The sequence below is a fragment of the Phycicoccus sp. Root563 genome (genome assembly GCF_001427915.1).
Classification (GTDB): domain Bacteria; phylum Actinomycetota; class Actinomycetes; order Actinomycetales; family Dermatophilaceae; genus Pedococcus.
In genome coordinates, this window is the sequence record NZ_LMGM01000001.1 from 1,727,520 (window position 1) to 1,745,744 (window position 18,225).

Annotated in this window: 21 protein-coding genes; 16 read left to right on the top strand and 5 right to left on the bottom strand. The window is 72.6% G+C overall.

Features of this window, described 5'->3' with window-relative positions:
* Positions 1 to 277, top strand: a 277-nt coding sequence (locus tag ASD62_RS20460) for a DUF664 domain-containing protein (protein ID WP_200956865.1), incomplete at its 5' end; no start/stop codon positions are given.
* Positions 278 to 427: 150 nt separating this feature from the next.
* On the opposite strand, the gene ASD62_RS08210 is transcribed toward ASD62_RS20460, so the two are convergent.
* From ASD62_RS08210 to ASD62_RS08225, 4 genes are all read right to left on the bottom strand, one after another.
* Positions 428 to 967: a GNAT family N-acetyltransferase gene (locus ASD62_RS08210; protein WP_056915539.1), complete on the bottom strand. Its 540-nt coding sequence runs from the start codon at positions 965 to 967 to the stop codon at positions 428 to 430.
* A gap of 211 nt (positions 968 to 1,178) precedes the next feature.
* On the bottom strand, positions 1,179 to 2,204 hold the full coding sequence (locus ASD62_RS08215) for a glycoside hydrolase family 68 protein (protein WP_056915540.1): 1,026 nt from the start codon (positions 2,202 to 2,204) through the stop codon (positions 1,179 to 1,181).
* Positions 2,205 to 2,258: 54 nt separating this feature from the next.
* Positions 2,259 to 2,561, bottom strand: coding sequence for a DUF2087 domain-containing protein (locus ASD62_RS08220; RefSeq protein WP_056915541.1), 303 nt, complete (start codon positions 2,559 to 2,561; stop codon positions 2,259 to 2,261).
* A gap of 21 nt (positions 2,562 to 2,582) precedes the next feature.
* Positions 2,583 to 3,260: an alpha/beta hydrolase gene (locus ASD62_RS08225; RefSeq protein ID WP_157581404.1), complete on the bottom strand. Its 678-nt coding sequence runs from the start codon at positions 3,258 to 3,260 to the stop codon at positions 2,583 to 2,585.
* 140 nt (positions 3,261 to 3,400) lie between these two features.
* Between ASD62_RS08225 and ASD62_RS08230 the strand changes: the two genes are divergently transcribed.
* The 15 genes from ASD62_RS08230 (at position 3,401) to ASD62_RS08300 (ending at position 17,568) form a co-directional block, all read left to right on the top strand.
* The gene (locus tag ASD62_RS08230; RefSeq protein WP_056915543.1) at positions 3,401 to 3,703 is read left to right on the top strand and encodes an urease subunit gamma; all 303 of its coding nucleotides are present in this window, start codon (positions 3,401 to 3,403) and stop codon (positions 3,701 to 3,703) included.
* Between the two features lie 27 nt (positions 3,704 to 3,730).
* Positions 3,731 to 4,144, top strand: coding sequence for an urease subunit beta (ureB, locus tag ASD62_RS08235; RefSeq protein WP_082580631.1), 414 nt, complete (start codon positions 3,731 to 3,733; stop codon positions 4,142 to 4,144).
* Positions 4,137 to 5,846: an urease subunit alpha gene (locus tag ASD62_RS08240; protein ID WP_056915544.1), complete on the top strand. Its 1,710-nt coding sequence runs from the start codon at positions 4,137 to 4,139 to the stop codon at positions 5,844 to 5,846. The genes ureB and ASD62_RS08240 overlap by 8 nt, the downstream gene beginning before the upstream one ends.
* Positions 5,846 to 6,556, top strand: a complete 711-nt coding sequence (locus ASD62_RS08245; RefSeq protein ID WP_200956866.1) for an urease accessory UreF family protein — start codon at positions 5,846 to 5,848, stop codon at positions 6,554 to 6,556. The genes ASD62_RS08240 and ASD62_RS08245 overlap by 1 nt, the downstream gene beginning before the upstream one ends.
* Positions 6,549 to 7,256 carry an urease accessory protein UreG gene (ureG, locus tag ASD62_RS08250; RefSeq protein ID WP_056915545.1) on the top strand — a complete coding sequence of 236 codons (708 nt, stop codon included), beginning with the start codon at positions 6,549 to 6,551 and terminating at the stop codon, positions 7,254 to 7,256. Before ASD62_RS08245 ends, ureG begins: the two co-directional genes overlap by 8 nt.
* Positions 7,240 to 8,031 (top strand): urease accessory protein UreD, encoded by a 792-nt coding sequence (locus ASD62_RS08255; RefSeq protein ID WP_056915546.1) that lies wholly within the window; start codon positions 7,240 to 7,242, stop codon positions 8,029 to 8,031. Before ureG ends, ASD62_RS08255 begins: the two co-directional genes overlap by 17 nt.
* Positions 8,032 to 8,094: 63 nt before the next feature.
* Complete coding sequence (locus tag ASD62_RS08260) at positions 8,095 to 8,343, top strand: SCO4226 family nickel-binding protein (RefSeq protein WP_056915547.1); 249 nt, start codon at positions 8,095 to 8,097, stop codon at positions 8,341 to 8,343.
* A gap of 194 nt (positions 8,344 to 8,537) precedes the next feature.
* Positions 8,538 to 10,460 (top strand): 2-oxoacid:acceptor oxidoreductase subunit alpha, encoded by a 1,923-nt coding sequence (locus ASD62_RS08265; RefSeq protein ID WP_056915548.1) that lies wholly within the window; start codon positions 8,538 to 8,540, stop codon positions 10,458 to 10,460.
* Positions 10,457 to 11,554, top strand: coding sequence for a 2-oxoacid:ferredoxin oxidoreductase subunit beta (locus tag ASD62_RS08270; RefSeq protein ID WP_056915549.1), 1,098 nt, complete (start codon positions 10,457 to 10,459; stop codon positions 11,552 to 11,554). The genes ASD62_RS08265 and ASD62_RS08270 overlap by 4 nt, the downstream gene beginning before the upstream one ends.
* A gap of 77 nt (positions 11,555 to 11,631) precedes the next feature.
* Entirely contained in the window at positions 11,632 to 12,498 is an 867-nt protein-coding gene (rarD, locus tag ASD62_RS08275) for an EamA family transporter RarD (RefSeq protein WP_369818813.1), read from the top strand.
* Positions 12,499 to 12,583: 85 nt separating this feature from the next.
* Positions 12,584 to 13,612: an iron-siderophore ABC transporter substrate-binding protein gene (locus ASD62_RS08280; RefSeq protein ID WP_056915551.1), complete on the top strand. Its 1,029-nt coding sequence runs from the start codon at positions 12,584 to 12,586 to the stop codon at positions 13,610 to 13,612.
* Positions 13,613 to 13,626: 14 nt separating this feature from the next.
* A complete protein-coding gene (locus ASD62_RS08285; RefSeq protein ID WP_369818782.1) occupies positions 13,627 to 14,637 on the top strand; it encodes a FecCD family ABC transporter permease in 1,011 nt (336 codons plus the stop codon).
* Complete coding sequence (locus ASD62_RS08290; protein WP_056915553.1) at positions 14,634 to 15,656, top strand: iron chelate uptake ABC transporter family permease subunit; 1,023 nt, start codon at positions 14,634 to 14,636, stop codon at positions 15,654 to 15,656. Before ASD62_RS08285 ends, ASD62_RS08290 begins: the two co-directional genes overlap by 4 nt.
* Positions 15,653 to 16,555: an ABC transporter ATP-binding protein gene (locus ASD62_RS08295; RefSeq protein ID WP_082580634.1), complete on the top strand. Its 903-nt coding sequence runs from the start codon at positions 15,653 to 15,655 to the stop codon at positions 16,553 to 16,555. Before ASD62_RS08290 ends, ASD62_RS08295 begins: the two co-directional genes overlap by 4 nt.
* Positions 16,552 to 17,568: a siderophore-interacting protein gene (locus tag ASD62_RS08300; protein ID WP_056915554.1), complete on the top strand. Its 1,017-nt coding sequence runs from the start codon at positions 16,552 to 16,554 to the stop codon at positions 17,566 to 17,568. The genes ASD62_RS08295 and ASD62_RS08300 overlap by 4 nt, the downstream gene beginning before the upstream one ends.
* Positions 17,569 to 17,681: 113 nt before the next feature.
* Here ASD62_RS08300 and ASD62_RS08305 read toward each other — a convergent pair whose 3' ends face one another.
* Positions 17,682 to 18,185 (bottom strand): DinB family protein, encoded by a 504-nt coding sequence (locus ASD62_RS08305; RefSeq protein WP_056915555.1) that lies wholly within the window; start codon positions 18,183 to 18,185, stop codon positions 17,682 to 17,684.
* Positions 18,186 to 18,225 lie beyond the last annotated feature (40 nt).

Below are 18,225 nucleotides of genomic sequence, written 5' to 3' on the forward strand. Positions count from 1 at the left end.
CCTCGGGCCGTGGACCGCGACCGAACCGGACCGCGAGTTCACCGTGGGTGCCGAGACGCCGATCGCCCAGACGCTGGAGGAGTATGCCGCGCAGGCCGTCCGCACCGACGCCCTGATCGCGGGCCTGCAGCTCGACGACCGCTCGGTGACCCCGTTCCGGGGTGGCGGCCACCCGACCCTGCGCTGGGTCATCCTGCACCTGATCGAGGAGAACGCCCGGCACAACGGCCACCTCGACCTGCTGCGCGAGCTCGCCGACGGCCGCACCGGCGACTGAGCGTCCCTGCTTCTCCGACCGGCGCACCCTCCGCCCGATGCGGGTGTCGTTCGGCAACACGGCAGTTATTTCCCACGGTTTCGCCGAACGACACCCGCTTTGCTGGCGAGTCGTCGCGGTGACCGAGAACGTCCGGGTCCTGCCGCTGCGTCAGTCGTCGAGGCGTTCGAAGGCGGGGGCGTAGCGGAAGGGACCGGAGAGTCCGTCGCCCCAGGCGTGCAACCGGCGGAGCAGGAAGTACTGCGGCCCCCAGTCCTGAGGCGGCGTGATGCCGTGGTCGACGGCCGGTCCGAACCCGAACCTCGGGTAGTAGGTCGGGTGGCCGAGGAGCACCACCGCCGGCTCGCCCAGCGCGTCCGCCGCGCCGAGCGTGGCGTGCACGAGGGCCGAGCCGATGCCGACCCGCTGGACCTCGGGCAGGACCCCGAGGGGACCCAGCGCGACCAGCACCGGCTGGTCTGCGACGAACGCCCGGCTGATCGCCACGTGCCCCGCGACGACCCCATCGACCTCGGCCACCAGGCAGCACTCCCCGACGAGGTCGCCGTCGGCGCGAAGGTCGTCGACCAGGTCGGCCTCGAGGGTCCCCTCGCGAGCCGGCGCATCGTCGGTGGCCGGCTTGGCGAATGCCGCGAGGTGCACCGCCCTGATCGCGTCGGCGTCGGACGGCAGCTCGCGGCGGATCAGCATGCACGCGACCCTAGCCACGCGCACGGTCGCGCCGCCTCCCGATTTCCGCACGCGCCATACGCTGCACGCGGTCCCGACACCCCACAGAGCCGGCACCCTCCCGTGAGTTTGAAGCGCTGAGCGCGCTCTGGCGCAGGACGGGCTTCAAACTCGAGGGAGCCGGGAGCCGGGAGCCGGGGAGCCGGGAGTCAGGGCGCCGAGAAGTCGGGAGTCAGGGCGCCTTGGGGAGGGCGGCGTAGCTCGAGGGCCAGGGGACGTAGTCGTCGGCGGCGACGAGGTAGCCGTCGTCGTCGAGCGTCACGGGGACCGGGTCGATGATCTCGAACCCGTCGAAGCCCTCCGGCTCGACGTTGCGGAAGCCGATCAGCGCCCACGAACCGTCCCGCCGTTGCACCAGCGGCGCGGCGAACAGGTGGGGCTCCGCCGTGAAGGGACGGGCGGAGTCGATGTCCCAGGGCCCGAGCGGGCCGGGTCCGGGGACCGACCACGTGCAGTACTCGCCGGTGCGGGCCTTGCGCTCGGCGGTCATCTCCTGCGGGTGGCACGTGAAGACCAGCACCCAGCGGCCGTCGATCTGCTTGTCCTGCAACACCTCCAGCTGCCCGAACCCTGCGCCCGGCTCGCACAGCGGCGGCTGGAGGGTCCACCTCTCGAGGTCGGGGCTGGTGGCGTGGGCCACCACGCCGTCGTCGTTGCGGGCAGCCTCCCGGGCCCGGGCAGCGAGCAGGAGGTGCCAGCCGTCGCCGTCGGCATCGGCGAACACCAGGGGGTCCCGCCACGTCTCGCTCGCCCCCTCGAGGTCCGGGCCCTGCGTCGGCGCCGGGGTGTTGGCGAGGTTCTTGTACCAGCGCCCGTCGACGCGCACCGCGGGCTCGGAGGACACCCGCTCCCAGTGGTGCAGGTCGTCGGAGACCGCTGAACCGATCCGCTGGTCGTAGACGTGGTGCCCCGAGGTCGAGACCGCCGTGTAGAACATCCGCCAGCGCTCGCCGTCGCGCACGACCGACCCGGTCCAGATCGCCAGGTCGTCGAACCCGGTCTCCGCCGGGCCGAAGCACTCGCCGAGGTAGTCCCAGGTGACGAGGTCCCGCGAGGTCGCATGGCCCACCGTCGCCGCGGTGTGCCGCTTGCCCGGGTCGACCAACGACCTCGGCGCCTGGAGGAAGAACAGGTGGTAGAGGTCGCCGTCGTCGGCGATCCAGGAGTCCCAGACCCAGTGGTCTTCGAGCCGGAGCATGCGCCGAGTGTGGCAGCCCCGCGCGCGTCTGGCACGGCGTTGCCCGCGCCTCGGTCAGCCCCCGTCGACCGTCCCGCCGGCCCGCCAGTAGCGGCCGTCGCGCCGGTCCATGAACTCCTCCTCGACGAGGTACCGCCGCAGCGCCGCGACGTCGTCGTGGAACGCCCGCAGCGTGGCGTTGACCTCGGTCTCCTCGTACACCTCTCCCACGGCGAACTGCTGCGCGATGAGGTCGAGCACGACCAGGCGCTTGGTGATCTTCGTCGGGATCGAGACGAGGCTCCCGTCGGGGCGCACGAACGCCCGGAGCACGGCGTCGCGGTTCCTCAGGGCGTCCTGGAGCGCCGGTCGGTCCATGCCCACCACCCTAGGCAGCCCTCACCGCAGCCGCTCGCGCAGCGCCAGCACCGCCTCGGCGGTCGCGCCGGGCTCCGAGAGCAGGTGCAGGTGGTGGCCCTCGACGACGTCGACCGGCCAGCCGGCCCCACGGGCGAAGGTGAGCTCCTCGGCATACGTCCCACCGAAGCCGAGGTATGCCGCGGGCAGCGCCTCCCAGCCCCCCGGCACCTCCACCGGGGTCGTGAACCACGACGGCGGGAGCCGGGGTGCCCCGTCGGTCACGCGTGAGAGCCAGTCCTCCGACGGGAAGAGCGGCCCGACGTCGGCGGGGTCCCACCACAGCGGCCACGGCGGGAGCAGGCCGTCCACCTTCGGCAGCCCGGCGACGAAGTCCGCGAACGCCGGGGGCGCCAGCACGGTCGTGGGCCCGGGAGCCAGGGGCAGGGCCGCGTCGACGAGGACCACGGCATCGACAGGGACCGCTGCGCGCAGGGCCGGGACGAGGTACCCCGCGTTGCTGTGCGCCACCAGGAGGGACGCCCCGGACGAGACGAGCTGGTCGACGAACCCCGCCAGCACCGCCGCCGGGGTCAGCACGCCGTCGGGCAGGTCCGCGACCGCCGTCGACGCACCGCGGGCGTCGAGGGCTCCCGCCAGCGGGCCGTAGGCCACCGGCCCCAGCAGCGGGCTGGGCAGCACGAGCACGTCGACGGACACGTTCGGCACGCTAGCCCGACGTGGGCGGTGACAGCGCGGGAAACGCGCACACGTCCCGGGTAGCCGTGGCGAAACGCACTTGAAACACTGCCTTGGTCTACTGACCGCCAGAGACCGACCACGACACCGAGGAGGCTGCCGTGCACCTGTCCCCCGCGGACACCGAGAAGCTGCTGCTGTCCGTCGCCGGCATGGTCGCCCGCGACCGGCTGTCGCGCGGCGTCCTGCTCAACCACCCCGAGTCGGTCGCCCTGCTCTCCACGTGGGTCATCGAGCGCGCCCGCGAAGGCGCCCTGGTCGCCGACCTCATGGAGGAGGGCCGGGCGGTCCTGCACCGCGACCAGGTCATGGCGGGCGTGCCGGAGATGATCGCCGACGTGCAGGTCGAGGCGACGTTCCCCGACGGCCGCAAGCTCGTCACCCTCCACCACCCGATCGCCTGACCGAGACAGCCGAGAGCAGGAGATCCGTTGAGCAGCAACAGTTCCGGACCGGGAGCGGTCCGGGTGAAGCCGGGCACCGTCACCATCAACGCCGACCGCACCGAGGCCGGACGCCTCAGCCTCGTCATCGTCAACACCGGTGACCGCCCGGTCCAGATCGGGTCGCACCTGCACCTGCCGGACAGCAACACCGCGCTGTCCTTCGACCGCGACGCCGCCCACGGCTTCCGTCTCGACATCCCGAGCGGCACGTCGGTCCGGTTCGAGCCCGGCGTCAGCCGCCAGGTCGACGCCGTGGCCCTCAAGGGCCGCCGTCGGGTGCCGGGCCTCCAGGTCGACGGCCGCACCGACGGGCGCCTCGACGGCCCGGCCGACAGGCGGCTCGACGGCCGGGCCGGCGAAACCCACGAGCGTGCCGAGGGAGGTGCCCACGATGGCTGACCTCGACCGCGAGCGGTATGCCGCGCTGTACGGCCCCACGGCGGGAGACCAGGTCCGCCTCGGCGACACCGACCTCTGGGTCGAGGTCGAGCAGGACCTCACCTTCGGCGGCGAGGAGGCCGTCTTCGGTGGCGGGAAGTCGATCCGCGAGTCGATGGCGCAGGGCCTGCGCACCAACGCGGACGGCGCGCTGGACACCGTCATCACGAACGCGATCGTCCTCGACCACTGGGGCGTCGTCCGGGCCGACGTGGGCATCCGCGCCGGGCGCATCGTGGCCCTGGGCCGCAGCGGCAACCCCGACATCGCCGACGGCGTGCACCCCGACCTCGAGATCGGCCCGGGCACCGACGTGATCTCCGGCGAGGGGCGGATCCTCACCGCCGGTGGCATCGACCTGCACGTCCACTTCCTGTCGACCAGCCAGATCCACGAGGCACTCGCGGCCGGGCTGACCACCCTCGGCGGTGGCGGCACCGGGCCGTCCGAGGGTTCGAAGGCGACCACCGTGACGCCCGGTCCGTGGCACCTGCAGTCGGTGCTGCGCGGACTCGACCACCTGCCCGTCAACGTGCTCCTCATGGGCAAGGGCAACACGGTCAGCGCCGCGGGGCTGCGCGAGCAGGCCCTGGCCGGCGCCGCGGCGTACAAGGTGCACGAGGACTGGGGCAGCACCCCGGCAGCCATCGACGCGGCGCTGCGCGCGGCCGACGAGTTCGGGCTGCAGGTGACGCTGCACAGCGACAGCCTCAACGAGGCGGGCTACGTCGACTCGACGCTGCGGGCGATCGGCGGGCGGAGCATCCACGCGTTCCACACCGAGGGCGCCGGTGGCGGCCACGCCCCGGACATCATCACCATCGCGAGCTACGCCAACGTCCTGCCCGGCTCGACGAACCCGACGCTCCCCCACACGGTCAACACCGTCGCCGAGCACCTCGACATGCTCATGGTCTGCCACCACCTCAACCCCGCGGTGCCGGAGGACCTGGCCTTCGCCGAGAGCCGGATCCGCGCGACGACCATCGCCGCCGAGGACCTCCTGCACGACCTCGGGGCCCTGTCGATGACCAGCTCGGACGCCCAGGCGATGGGCCGCATCGGCGAGGTCGTCACGCGCACGTGGCAGGTCGCGCACGTGATGAAGGCCCGCTACGGCGCGCTCGGCGACAGCCTCCCGGCGGACAACGAGCGGGCCCGCCGCTACGTCGCGAAGTACACGATCAACCCGGCCGTCGCGCACGGCATCGACCACGAGGTCGGCTCCGTCGAGCCGGGCAAGCTCGCGGACCTCGTGCTCTGGGACCCGAAGTTCTTCGGGTGGCGTCCGGACCTCGTCATCAAGGCGGGCGCGATCGTGTATGCCGCCCTCGGCGACCCGAACGCGTCCATCCCCACCCCGCAGCCGGTGCTCATGCGTCCGGCCCTCGTCGGCGAAGGCGGTGCGGGAGCGGACCGGTCGCTGACCTTCGTCGCCCCCGCGGCCCTGGAGGCCGGGCTGGCCGAGACGTTGGGGCTGCGGAGCACCCTCGTCGGGGTGCGGCCCACCCGCGACGTCACCAAGGCCGACATGGTCAACAACAGCGCCACGCCGGCGATCGAGGTCGACCCCGAGTCGTTCGAGATCCGCGTCGAGGGAGAGGTCGTCACGCCGTCGCCCGCGACGGAGCTCCCGCTGGCCCAACGGTATTCGCTGTTCTGATGCCGAGTTCGCCTTCGCAGGTACCGGCCGTCGGGCCACCCGTCCTCCCCCACCCCGAGTTCGCCGCGATGATGCTCGCCGACGGCCGGCTCCCCGTTGGTGGTCACACCCAGTCCTCCGGCCTCGAACCCGCCCTGCTCGGCGGGCTGGCCGAGGGCGACGTCCCCGCGCTGGTGCGGACCCGCCTGCGCACGGTGGTCCGCGTCGAGGCCGCCGTCGCCGTCGTTGCCCGCCACCACGTCCTCGCCGGGCTCCCCCTGCAACAGGTGCAGGACGCGTGGGCCGCCCGGACCCCCAGCGAGGTCTCGCGGGCCGCCTCGGTCGCGGTGGGACGCGGGCAGCGACGACTCACCCTGCGGCTCTGGCCCGGCTCGGCAGCCGCCGCCGCCCTCGAGGACCTGCGCCTGCCGTCGAGACCGGTCGCCGTCGGGGCGATGGCTGCCGCAGCAGGTCTGGACGCTGCGCGCACGGCCCGGCTCGTCGCCTACGACGACGTGCAGACCCTCTGCGCCGCCGCCCTCAAGCTCTGCCCGCTCGACCCCTCGGACGCGACCGCGTGGCTGCTGGCGGCAGGCGGTGACGTCGAGGCCGTGGTCGCCGCGGTCGCGCACCTCACCGAGCCCGGCGCCATACCGGCTCCGGCTGCCCCGCTGCTCGAACAGTGGGCGCACGACCACCCGACCCACCCACGGAGGTTGTTCAGTGCCTGACGCCAGCCCGTCCACCACCCGCGCCCTGCGGCTCGGCGTCGCCGGGCCCGTCGGCACCGGGAAGTCCTCGCTCATCGGCATGCTCTGCCGCGAGCTCGGCGACACCCTCGAGCTGGGGGTCGTCACCAACGACATCTACACCGACGAGGACGCCCGCATGCTGCGTGCCGCAGGAGTGCTCGACCCCGAGCGGATCCGCGCGGTCGAGACCGGTGCCTGCCCGCACACCGCCATCCGTGACGACGTCAGCGCCAACCTGCTCGCCGTCGAGGACCTCGAGGCCGACTTCGCACCGTTGGACCTCGTCCTCGTGGAGTCCGGTGGCGACAACCTCACGGCGACGTTCTCGCCCGCCCTGGTGGACGCGCAGCTGTTCGTCCTCGACGTCGCCGGGGGCGGGGACGTCGTGCGCAAGGGCGGCCCCGGCATCTCGCGGGCCGACCTGCTCGTGGTCAACAAGACCGACCTCGCGCCGTACGTCGGGGTCGACGCCGAGCTCATGGCCCGCCAGGGCCGCGAGGCCCGGGACGGGCGGCCGGTGATCGCCCTGTCCCGCCACGACCGCGCATCGGTCACGGCGCTCACGGACTGGGTGCTCGGGGTGCTGGACGACCACCGCAGCGGGGACCACATCCCCGTCGACCCGGGCCCCATGGCCCCGCACTCCCACGCCGGCGGTGAGGGTGCCCACACGCACTGACGTCCGTGCCGCGCGGGTCGCCCTCCTCCCCACCGACAGCCGCCCGGGAGGAGGGGCCCGCCTGGAGCTGCGCGGCGGCCTCGTCTCCCCGCGGGTCGTGCGGCAGGGGGCGGCGAGCGCCGAGGTGGCCCTCATCGCCACGACCGCGACCCTGCTCGGGGGCGACGAGCTGCGCCTGGCCGTCGAGGTCGGGCCCGGCCTGCGCCTCGACCTGCGCGACGTCGCAGGCACCGTGGCGTACCACGGGCGTGGGCAGCGGTGCCTCGTCGCGGTGTCGCTGACCGTCCACCCGGGTGCCGTCCTCGTCTGGGCCGGCGAACCGCTCGTCGTGTGCGACGGGGCGGAGGTCGTGCGCACCATGGACGTCGACGTGGCCGAGACGGGCCGGTTGCTGCTGCGCGACCGCGTCGCCCTGGGCCGCAGCGGCCAGGTCGGTGGCGACCTCACCTGCCGGACGACCATGGCGTATGCCGCGCGGCCGGCCCTCGTCGAGGAGCTCACCCTCGGCGGCACGTCGACCGTGGGTGGCGTCGGCGTCCTCGGAGGTGCCCGCGTCGTCGACTCCGTCACCGCCCTCGGCTGGCGTCCCGACACGGTGGTGACGCCGCCGGCGGACCCGGCTCCGCGCCATACCGAGGACGCCCCGGGGCCGCGCGCCACCGTGTTCAGGCTGCACGAACCCGGTGCGCTGGCGCGACGGCTGGTGACCGACGCGCACGACTCGGACCTGCCCGGGACCTGGGCACGATGGGCCGCCGAACTGCCGTCCCTTTGACGGAGGAGACGTGCTGCGGCCCGGCGTAGCGTGGCGAGACCACCACACGGAGGGAGCGTCACCATGGCCCAGTTCATGGATGTCCACACCAACATGCCGGGGGTCACCGCCGAGGCGTTGTACGAGGCGCACCAGGCAGATCTCGCGATCCAGGGCGACGAGTCCGTGGACTTCAAGCAGGCCTGGGCAGATCCCGTGACCGGTCACGTGTTCTGCCTGTCGGAGGGGCCGGACCGCGAGGCGATCCAGCGCGTCCACGAGCGCGCCGGCCACCCCTACGACGAGATCCACGAGATCACCGTCACCGCCTGAGCACGGGCGCCGGGGGCGGCGCCTCCATAACGGCGTGTTACCCGTCTCAAAAGCAGGGTGGGCAGGTTGCCCTTACCTGACCGGACGTACGATGGATTCACAGGCTGCGCTCAGCGTCGTCCGTGAGCCCAGCGGCACCGGACGCGCCGCGGCGACAGTCTCCAGAACTGTTCGTCCACGACCGTCAGGACCGCATGAGCAGCAAGACCGTCCAGAAGCTGGACCGCGTCGTCATCCGCTTCGCCGGGGACTCCGGCGACGGCATGCAGCTGACCGGTGACCGCTTCACGTCCGAGACCGCCGCCCTGGGCAACGACCTGTCCACGCTGCCCAACTTCCCCGCCGAGATCCGGGCGCCCCAGGGGACCCTCCCGGGTGTCTCGAGCTTCCAGCTGCACTTCGCCGACCACGACGTGCTCACCCCCGGCGACGCCCCCGACGTCCTCGTCGCGATGAACCCGGCGGCCCTCAAGGCCAACCTGCGCGACCTGCCGCGCGGGGCGACGATCATCGCCAACACCGACGAGTTCTCCAAGCGCAACCTCGGCAAGGTCGGCTACACGACCAACCCGCTCGAGGACGGCTCGCTCGACTCGTGGCACCTGCACCCGGTGGCACTGACCTCGATCACCGTCGAGGCGCTGGCCGAGTTCGACAGCCTGTCCCGCAAGGACAAGGAGCGGGCGAAGAACATGTTCGCGCTCGGGCTGCTGTCCTGGATGTACCACCGTCCCACCAGCGGCACCGAGAACTTCCTGACGAAGAAGTTCGGCGCGAAGCCCGACATCCTCGCCGCCAACCTCGCCGCCCTCAAGGCCGGCGTCAGCTACGGCGAGACGACCGAGGACTTCGCGGTCTCCTACGAGATCGCCCCTGCGCCGATGGCGGCGGGCACCTACCGGAACATCACCGGGAACGTCGCGCTGGCCTACGGCCTGGTGACCGCCTCCCACCGCGCGAAGGTGCCGCTGCTGCTCGGTTCGTACCCGATCACCCCGGCCTCCGACATCCTGCACACGCTCTCGGGGCTCAAGCGGTACGGCGTGACCACGCTGCAGGCCGAGGACGAGATCGCCGGGATCGGTGCGGCACTGGGGGCTTCCTTCGGCGGTGCGATCGGCGTGACGACGACCTCCGGCCCGGGTGTCGCCCTGAAGTCCGAGACCATCGGCCTCGCCGTCTCCCTCGAGCTCCCGCTCGTCATCGTCGACGTCCAGCGCGGAGGGCCCTCGACCGGCCTGCCCACCAAGACCGAGCAGTCCGACCTGCTGCAGGCGATGTTCGGCCGCAACGGCGAGTCGCCGGTGCCGATCATCGCGCCGCAGTCGCCGGCAGACTGCTTCGACGCGGCCCTCGAGGCGGTCCGGATCGCCACGGCCTACCGGACCCCTGTGTTCATCCTCTCCGACGGCTACCTCGCCAACGGCTCCGAGCCGTGGTCGCTCCCGAAGGTCGCCGAGCTGCCCGACCTCACCGTCGAGTTCGCCTCCGAGCCGAACGCCACCGACGAGAAGGGTGAGCCGGTCTTCCACCCGTTCCTGCGCGACCCGGCCACCCTGGCCCGCCCGTGGGCGGTCCCCGGCACGGCTGGACTGGAGCACCGCATCGGCGGCATCGAGAAGGCCGACGTCACCGGCAACATCTCCTACGACCCCGACAACCACGACCTGATGACCCGGCTGCGCGCGGGCAAGATCGAGCGGATCGCCGACACCATCGGGGACCTCGAGGTCGACGACCCGAGCGGCGAGGCGTCGGTCCTCGTCCTCGGCTGGGGATCGACCTACGGCCCGATCGCCGCGGCGGTGCGCAGCGTGCGCAACACCGGTGCGAAGGTCGCCCGGGCCCACCTGCGCCACCTGAACCCGTTCCCCGCCAACACCGGTGAGGTCCTGCGTCGCTACGACCGGGTGCTCGTCCCCGAGATGAACATGGGCCAGCTCGCGATGCTGCTGCGGGCCAAGTACCTCGTCGACGTGCACTCGTTCACCCAGGTGCGCGGACTGCCGTTCACCACGGTCGAGCTCGCCGACGCCATCGTCGGCCTCGGCACGGACGGCGACCCGACCGCCGACACCGCCCACGAGACCGTCACCAGCCACGGAGGCCCCGCATGAGCACCGAACTCGGGATGCCGTCGCTCGGCGTCCCCCACGGCACCGCCGGGGTCCCGCGACTCGGCGAGGACGCGACGCCCCAGACGAAGAAGGAGTTCACCTCCGACCAGGAGGTGCGCTGGTGCCCCGGCTGCGGCGACTACGCCATCCTCGCGTCGGTCCAGGGCTTCCTGCCCGAGCTCGGCCTCAAGCGCGAGAACATCGTCTTCGTCTCGGGCATCGGCTGCTCGTCGCGGTTCCCCTACTACCTCGACACCTACGGGATGCACTCGATCCACGGGCGTGCGCCGGCGATCGCGACCGGCCTCGCGACCAGTCGCGCGGACCTGTCGGTCTGGGTCGTCACCGGTGACGGTGACGCCCTGTCGATCGGCGGCAACCACCTGATCCACGCGCTGCGCCGCAACGTGAACATGACGATCCTGTTGTTCAACAACCAGATCTACGGCCTCACCAAGGGCCAGTACTCACCCACCTCCGAGGTCGGCAAGGTCACGAAGTCGACGCCGATGGGTTCGGTGGACCACCCGTTCAACCCGGTCTCGCTGGCACTGGGTGCCGAGGCGACCTTCGTCGCGCGCACCATGGACTCCGACCGCAAGCACCTCACCGGCATCCTCAAGGCCGCCGCCGCGCACCGCGGGACCTCGCTGGTGGAGATCTACCAGAACTGCCCGATCTTCAACGACGGCGCGTTCGACCTCATCAAGGACCGCAGCCAGCAGGAGGCGCGGATCGTGCACCTCACCGACGGCGAGCGCGTGCAGGTCGGCCCGGAGGACGACCGACAGGTGCTCGTGCGCGCGGCCGGCGGTGCGATGGAGTTCGTGCCCGCCTCCGAGGTCGGCGAGCGAGAGGTCGTCGTCCACGACGCGACCGCGGGCGACCCGACGCAGGCCTTCGCGCTGTCGCGGCTGGACTCCCCGCAGATGACGCACGTGCCGATGGGGATCTTCCGCAACGTCGTCCGCCCGACCTACGACGACCTCGTGCGTGCCCAGGTCGACGCCGCTGTCGACACCGGCGGTGGCCCGGCCACCGACGAGGACCTCGATGCGCTGATCCACGGACGCGACACCTGGACCGTGGCCTGAGCGCCGGCGGCCCGGCTCCCCTGACCGGCCACGAGGAGACCCGTCGCGGGTCGCTCCAGGGACTCCTCGCCTACGGCATCTGGGGGGTCTTCCCGCTCTACTTCGCCGCGCTGAAACCCGCCGGGGCGTGGGAGATCCTCGCCCACCGGATCCTCTGGACGCTGCTGCTCTGCGCCGTCATCCTGCTCCTGCGCCGCGACCTCGCGTGGGCGCACCAGCTGTGGCAGCGGCCACGCCTCGGCATGGGCGTCACCGTGGCCGCCCTCCTCATCGCCGTCAACTGGGTCGTGTACGTCGCAGCGGTGCTGGGTGGGCGCACCACCGAGGCGGCACTGGGCTACTTCCTCAACCCCATCGTCACCGTGGCCCTCGGGGTGTTCGTCCTGCGGGAGCGGCTGCGCCCGTTGCAGTGGGTGGCCGTCGCCATCGGCGCCCTCGCGTTCGTCTACCTGTCCGTCGCCGCCGGTTCGGTGCCCGTCATCGCGATCACCCTGGCAATGTCGTTCGGGCTCTACGGCCTGGTCAAGAAGAAGGTGGGCGTCTCCCTCCAGGCGATGCACTCGCTCACCGCCGAGACCGCGGTCCTCGCTCCCGTCGCGGCGGTCATGCTCGTGGTCCTCACCGTGCGGGGCGAGACCACCTTCACCACCGAGGGGGCGTTCCACACCGCGCTGCTCGTGGCTGCCGGTGCCGCCACCGCCCTGCCGCTGCTGCTGTTCGCCGGAGCCGCCCGCCGGGTGCCGTTGGTGACGATCGGGCTGCTGCAGTTCATCACCCCGGTGCTCCAGCTGCTGTGCGGCGTGCTGCTCCTGCACGAACACATGTCGACGAGCCGGTGGATCGGGTTCGCGATCGTGTGGGTGGCTCTCGCCGTGCTCACCGTGGACTCGCTGCGCCATCTCCCCGGGCGCTCGCGCGCCCCCGTCGCGCAGCTCGCACCGTAGGGCGCGGCGGGGCCGACGAGCGGAGGCGATTAACGGCATACCCGGCTTGTGTTAATCGGGGTAGGTAAGGTTAGGCTCTCCTAACATGAGACCCCTTCGCCTCGTGGCCGCCTCCGCAGCGGCTCTCCTCGCCCTCTCCGTCGCTGCGTGCAGCACCGGCTCCACCGACACGGCCGCTCCCACCTCCGCCGGCGCGGACCCGAACGCGTTCCCCGTCACCATCAACCACGTCCACGGGTCGACGACCATCGAGAAGGCGCCCACGCGCGTGGCCACCCTCGGCTGGTCCGACCAGGACTTCGCGCTCGCCCTCGGCGTGGCCCCCGTGGGGGCCGTGAAGATCACGTGGGGTGGCAACGCCCAGGGCTCGACCCCTTGGTATGACGCGAAGCTCGCCGAGGTGGGCGCGGCACAACCCACGCGGTACAGCGACGCCGACGGCGCGCCCGTCGAGGAGATCGCCAAGCTGGCCCCCGACCTGATCCTCGCGACGAACTCCGGGATCACGAAGGAGGAGTACGCGAAGCTGTCGAAGATCGCCCCCGTGGTCGCCTACCCGGGAGCCGCTTGGGGCACCCCGTGGCAGACCTCGCTCGACCTGGTGGCCAAGGCCCTCGGCCGCACCTCGCAGGCCGCGACCCTCGCGCAGCAGACCGAGGCGTCGATCGCCGCCGCAGCGACGAAGTACCCGCAGACTCGGGGCAAGACCTTCATCTTCGGCTCGCTGACCCCCACCGACACCTCGTCCATCAGCTACTACACGCCGCTGGACAACCGGCCGCGGCTGCTCGTCGACCTCGGCATGGTGAACGCCCCGGTGGTCGAGCGGCTCAGCAAGGGCAGCACGGAGTTCTTCAGGACGATCTCGTCCGAACAGGCCGCCACCCTCGACGCCGACGTGTTCGTCACCTACACCGAGGGCGCCGGCGAGATGGAGAAGTACCTGAAGGACCCGCTGCTGCGGCAGATCCCGGCCTTCGCGTCCGGTGGCTGGGTCGACGCGTCCGACAAGACCGACTCGCTCGGCCTCTCGGCGCCCTCACCGCTGGCCATCCCGTGGGCGATGGAGAAGTTCGTCCCGCTCGTCGCCGCCGCGGTCGACCGCGCCGCCTGACGATGACCACGCTGGTGACACCGACGACCGGTCGTCGACGTCCAGCCACGGCGACCACTGCCCTCGTGGCCATGGTCGCCGTGGGGGCGGCCCTGTCGCTCACGGTGGGCTCCCGCGCCATACCGGTGCACGAGGTGTGGGCGGCACTGACGGCCCACGACCCCGCGAACGCCGACCAGGCGGTCGTCGCCGCCCGCCTCGCCCGCACCGTCGTCGGGCTCCTCGCCGGGGGTGCCCTCGGGCTCGCCGGGGCGACCATGCAGGGGCTGACCCGCAACCCGCTGGCCGATCCCGGACTGCTCGGTGTCAACGCCGGAGCAGCGCTCGCGATGGTGCTGGCGATCTCCGTCCTCGGGGTCACGGGGCTGGGCGGGTACCTGTGGTTCGCGTTCCTCGGGGCGGCCGTCGCGGCCGTCACGGTCCACGCGATCGCCGGGCTCGGCCACGGCGGCGCCACCCCGGTGAAGCTCGCGGTGGCCGGGGCCGCGCTCACCGCCGGGCTGTCCAGCTGGACCACCGCCCTGCTGCTCACCGACCGGCAGACCCTCGACACCTTCCGCTTCTGGCAGGTCGGCACGGTGGGCGGGCGGGCCCTGGACGTCGTGTGGCCCGTGCTCCCCTTCCTGGCCGTCGGTGCCGTCCTGGCCCTGGTGGGGGGCCGGTTGCTCAACGTCCTCGCGCTCGGCGACGACCTCGCCCGCGGCCTGGGTCGCCGGGCCGGTCTCGACCGGGTCGTCGCCGGACTCGCCATCGTCCTGCTGTGCGGTGGTGCGACCGCGCTCGCCGGACCGGTCGCGTTCGTGGGCCTGCTCGGTCCGCACCTCGCGCGGATCCTCGTGGGTGCCGACTACGGCCGGGTCCTGCCCGCCAGCCTCGCCCTCGGCGCCACGCTGGTCGTCCTCGCCGACACCGCCGGACGCGTCGTGCTTCCCCCCACCGAGGTGCAGGTCGGCATCATGACCGCCGTCGTCGGGGTGCCGGTGTTCCTCGTGCTGGTGCGCCGTGGCCGGATGGGTTCGCTGTGAGCGCCGCTGCGCTCGTCGTCCGGGGCGCGCGCCGGCACACGACCCGTCGTCGCCGCCTCGTGGTGGCGGGGCTGGCGGCCCTGACCGTGGGCACGTTCCTCGTCCGGGTGCTCCTCGGCGACTTCACGGTCACCGTCGCCGACTTCGTGCGGATCCTCGCCGGCGCACAGATCCCGGGGGCCACCTTCATCGTGCTCGACTCGACCCTGCCCCGGGCCACCCTGGGCGTGCTCGTCGGCGCCGCCTTCGGGCTCGGCGGGGCGATCTTCCAGACCACGCTGCGCAACCCCCTCGCGAGCCCCGAGGTGATCGGCGTGAGCATGGGCGCGAGCGCTGCGGCGGTCTTCGCGATCGTCACGCTGGGGTTGTCCGGGCCCGCCGTCTCGGGGTTCGCCGTCGTCGGCGCCCTCGCGGTGTGTGCGGTGATCCGGCTCGTCGCCGGCGACCACGCGGGATACCGGCTCGTCCTCGTCGGGGTGGGGTCCGCGGCCTTCCTGTCCGCCGTGGTCCAGTACCTCTTCACCCGCGCCGACATCTACGACGCCCAGACGGCCCTGGTCTGGCTGACGGGCAGCCTCGCCCCCGCCGACTGGACGCTCATCGGACAGCTGGGCGCCGCCCTGGCCGTTCTGCTGCCCCTCGTCGCCTGGTGCTCGAGGTCGTTGCGGCTCACCGAGCTCGGCCCCGACACGGCCACCGCCCTGGGCTCCTCCCCCCGGCGGACGGACCTGTTGCTCGGCCTCGCGGTGCTGCTGGTCGGTGTCGCGGTCGCCGCGGCGGGTCCGGTCTCGTTCGCCGGGTTCCTCGCCGGGCCGATCGCCCGGGCGCTCAACGCCGGCCGCACGTCGCTGCTCGCGGCCGCCCTCACCGGGGCCGCCCTCGTCACGGGTGCCGACCACGTCGGCGCCTACCTCGTCGCCGACACCAACCTGCCCGTGGGCGTCGTCACCGGCGCCCTCGGTGCGCCCTTCCTGCTGTGGCTCCTCGCCACCGGCCGAACCTCCAGGAGCACCTCATGACCGTCGTCACCTCCCACGAACCCACCGTCGCCGACGCCACCGACTCCGCAGACCCCTCGGCTGCGACCGGGAGCCGGCTGCGCGCCGAGGACGTCACCCTGGGCTACCGCGACCGGGTCGTGGTCGACCACGTCTCGACCGCGATCCCCGACGGGAAGATCACCGTCGTCGTCGGCGCCAACGCCTGTGGCAAGTCCACCCTCCTGCGAGGTATGGCGCGGCTGCTCACGCCTTCGTCGGGCCGGGTCGTGCTCGACGGGGCGTCGATCCACGCGATGCCCACCCGTGAGGTCGCGCGGCGGCTGGGCCTGCTCCCGCAGAACCCCGTCTGCCCGGAGGGCGTGACGGTGGTCGACCTGGTCGGTCGCGGCCGCACGCCCCACCACGGGCGGTTCCAACGATGGTCGGCCGACGACGAGCTCGCGGTCGCCCGGGCGCTGGAGGCCACGCACACCCTCGACCTGGCCGACCGCGTCGTCGACGAGCTGTCCGGCGGCCAGCGCCAACGGGTCTGGATCGCGATGGCCCTGGCGCAGGAGACCGACCTGCTCCTGCTCGACGAACCCACGACGTACCTCGACGTCGCCCACCAGGTCGACGTGCTCGACCTGCTTGCCGAGCTCAACGCCACCCGGGGGACCACCGTCGTCATGGTCCTGCACGAGCTCAACCTCGCCGCCCGGTACGCCGACCACGTCGTCGCCCTGCTCGACGGCACGGTCGTCACCTCGGGCCCGCCCGCGGAGGTCATCACCGAGGAGTCGGTGCTCCGGGTCTTCGGCATGCGGTGCCGCGTGGTGCCCGACCCGGTGGCGCACACCCCCATGGTGGTGCCCGTCGGTCGTCACCGACCGCGGGTGCACACGCCCCGTTCCACCCCGCGTGGAGGCGCCCGGTGACCTCGGCCTCGGCCACGGCCACGACCCGGACCCGGCCTGCCCCGACCACGCTGGTCACGCCCGTGCTCGTCGAGGCGATCGAACGGATCAGTCCGTCCTTCGTGCGCGTCACGTTCGGTGGGCCCGGGCTCGTCGACCTCAGCACGGCGGACGGGTTCGACACACGGTTCAAGGTGGTCTTCCCCGGACCGACCGGGCTGCTGCCCGGGTCGACGTCCACCCCCGAGCAGTGGCAGGAGTCGTGGCGCGCCATGCCCGAGGCGGAGCGTTCGCCCATGCGCACGTACACGATCCGCGAGATCACGACGGCCGGCGACGCGGTCCGTCTCGTCACGGACTTCGTCGTCCATGAGGCTGCCACCGGCGACGAGTCGGCCCTCGGCCCCGCCTGCCGGTGGGCGCTGACCGCGCGGCCGGGTGACGTCGTCCACATCGTCGGGCCGCACCGTCGCTCCCCCATGTACGGCGGCACCGAGTTCGACCCGGGCGCCCTGCGCGACCTGCTCCTCATCGGAGACGAGACGGCCCTCCCGGCGATCGCGCGCATCCTGGAGGACGTCGGCCCGGGCTTCACGGGACACGCGTTCGTCGAGGTGCCGACCGCTGCCGACATCCCTGTGCTGCCCGAGCACGACCTGGTGGACGTGACGTGGTTGGTGCGCGGCGGTGCTCGCCAGGGCCGGACCCTGGTGGCCGCCGTTCGCTCCCACCTCGGGCTGCCTCCCACCGACCTCGACGCCCCGCTGCCCGACGTGTCGAGCACCCTCGACGTCGAGGTGTGGGAGACGGCCCGTTACTCCTCGGCCGGCGAGGACCTCGGCGTCCCGGTCCCCGACGCCGGGTCGTCTCCTGTGCGGGAACGCCCGGACCTGCAGGACACGTACGCGTGGATCGCCGGCGAGTCCTGGTGCGTCCGGGCGCTGCGCCGCGTGTTGGTCACCGAGCTCGGGGTCGAGAGGTCGCGCGTCGCGTTCATGGGGTACTGGCGCGAGGGCGTCGCGATGCGCTCCTAGCCCCTTCCCTGTTCCTCCCCTCCTCCCCCCACCTCCTGCGGCGGTTCGAGGTGTTCCGCTACCAGGATCCGGTCGCGGAACACCTCGNGGAGGGTCAACGGGGGCAACGGGCGTCAGCGAGGCGGGAGGTGGTGACCGGTGCCGCCGTCGACGAGCTCCCGGATGATGTCGGCGTGCCCGGCGTGCCGGACGGTGTCCTCGATCATGTGGACCAGCACCCAGCGCATGCTCACGGTGGTGCCGGCGTAGGACGTGCCCGTCGCGTCGAGCCCCAGCTCGTGGACCGAGGCGTCGGCCGCGGTCCACGAGCGCCGGTAGAAGTCGACGATCTCCTGCGTCGTCTCCCCGGGCGCGGCCCGCATGTCCGCCTCGATGTCCTGGGAGATGTCGGTGAGAGGCTCGTGCGGTCGCCCGAACGTCTCGCAGAACCAGCCGTACTCGGAGTTGGCGAGGTGCTTGACCAGACCGACCAGGCTGGTGCGACTGGGAACCGGCGACCAGCGCTGCTGCTCGTCGGTGAGGCCGTCGAGCTTCCAGAGCATGACGTCGCGGTGGCTCTGCAAGGCCGCCAGCAGGACGGTCGTCTCGTCACCGGTCCGCGGCTCGTCTCTCGTCACCCCGGCAGGCTAGCGACCACCGCGGACACCCGGCCCCGAG

Bases quoted from the DNA above. Each gene is read 5' to 3' on its own strand.
- ASD62_RS08210 (WP_056915539.1), bottom strand. From the start codon at position 967: ATGCTGATCCGCCGCGAGCTGCCGTCCGACGCCGACGCGATCAGGGCG.
- ASD62_RS08215 (WP_056915540.1), bottom strand. From the start codon at position 2,204: ATGCTCCGGCTCGAAGACCACTGGGTCTGGGACTCCTGGATCGCCGAC.
- ASD62_RS08220 (WP_056915541.1), bottom strand. From the start codon at position 2,561: ATGGACCGACCGGCGCTCCAGGACGCCCTGAGGAACCGCGACGCCGTG.
- ASD62_RS08240 (WP_056915544.1), top strand. From the start codon at position 4,137: ATGGCTGACCTCGACCGCGAGCGGTATGCCGCGCTGTACGGCCCCACG.
- ASD62_RS08245 (WP_200956866.1), top strand. From the start codon at position 5,846: ATGCCGAGTTCGCCTTCGCAGGTACCGGCCGTCGGGCCACCCGTCCTC.
- ASD62_RS08260 (WP_056915547.1), top strand. From the start codon at position 8,095: ATGGCCCAGTTCATGGATGTCCACACCAACATGCCGGGGGTCACCGCC.
- ASD62_RS08265 (WP_056915548.1), top strand. From the start codon at position 8,538: ATGAGCAGCAAGACCGTCCAGAAGCTGGACCGCGTCGTCATCCGCTTC.
- ASD62_RS08270 (WP_056915549.1), top strand. From the start codon at position 10,457: ATGAGCACCGAACTCGGGATGCCGTCGCTCGGCGTCCCCCACGGCACC.
- ASD62_RS08280 (WP_056915551.1), top strand. From the start codon at position 12,584: ATGAGACCCCTTCGCCTCGTGGCCGCCTCCGCAGCGGCTCTCCTCGCC.
- ASD62_RS08295 (WP_082580634.1), top strand. From the start codon at position 15,653: ATGACCGTCGTCACCTCCCACGAACCCACCGTCGCCGACGCCACCGAC.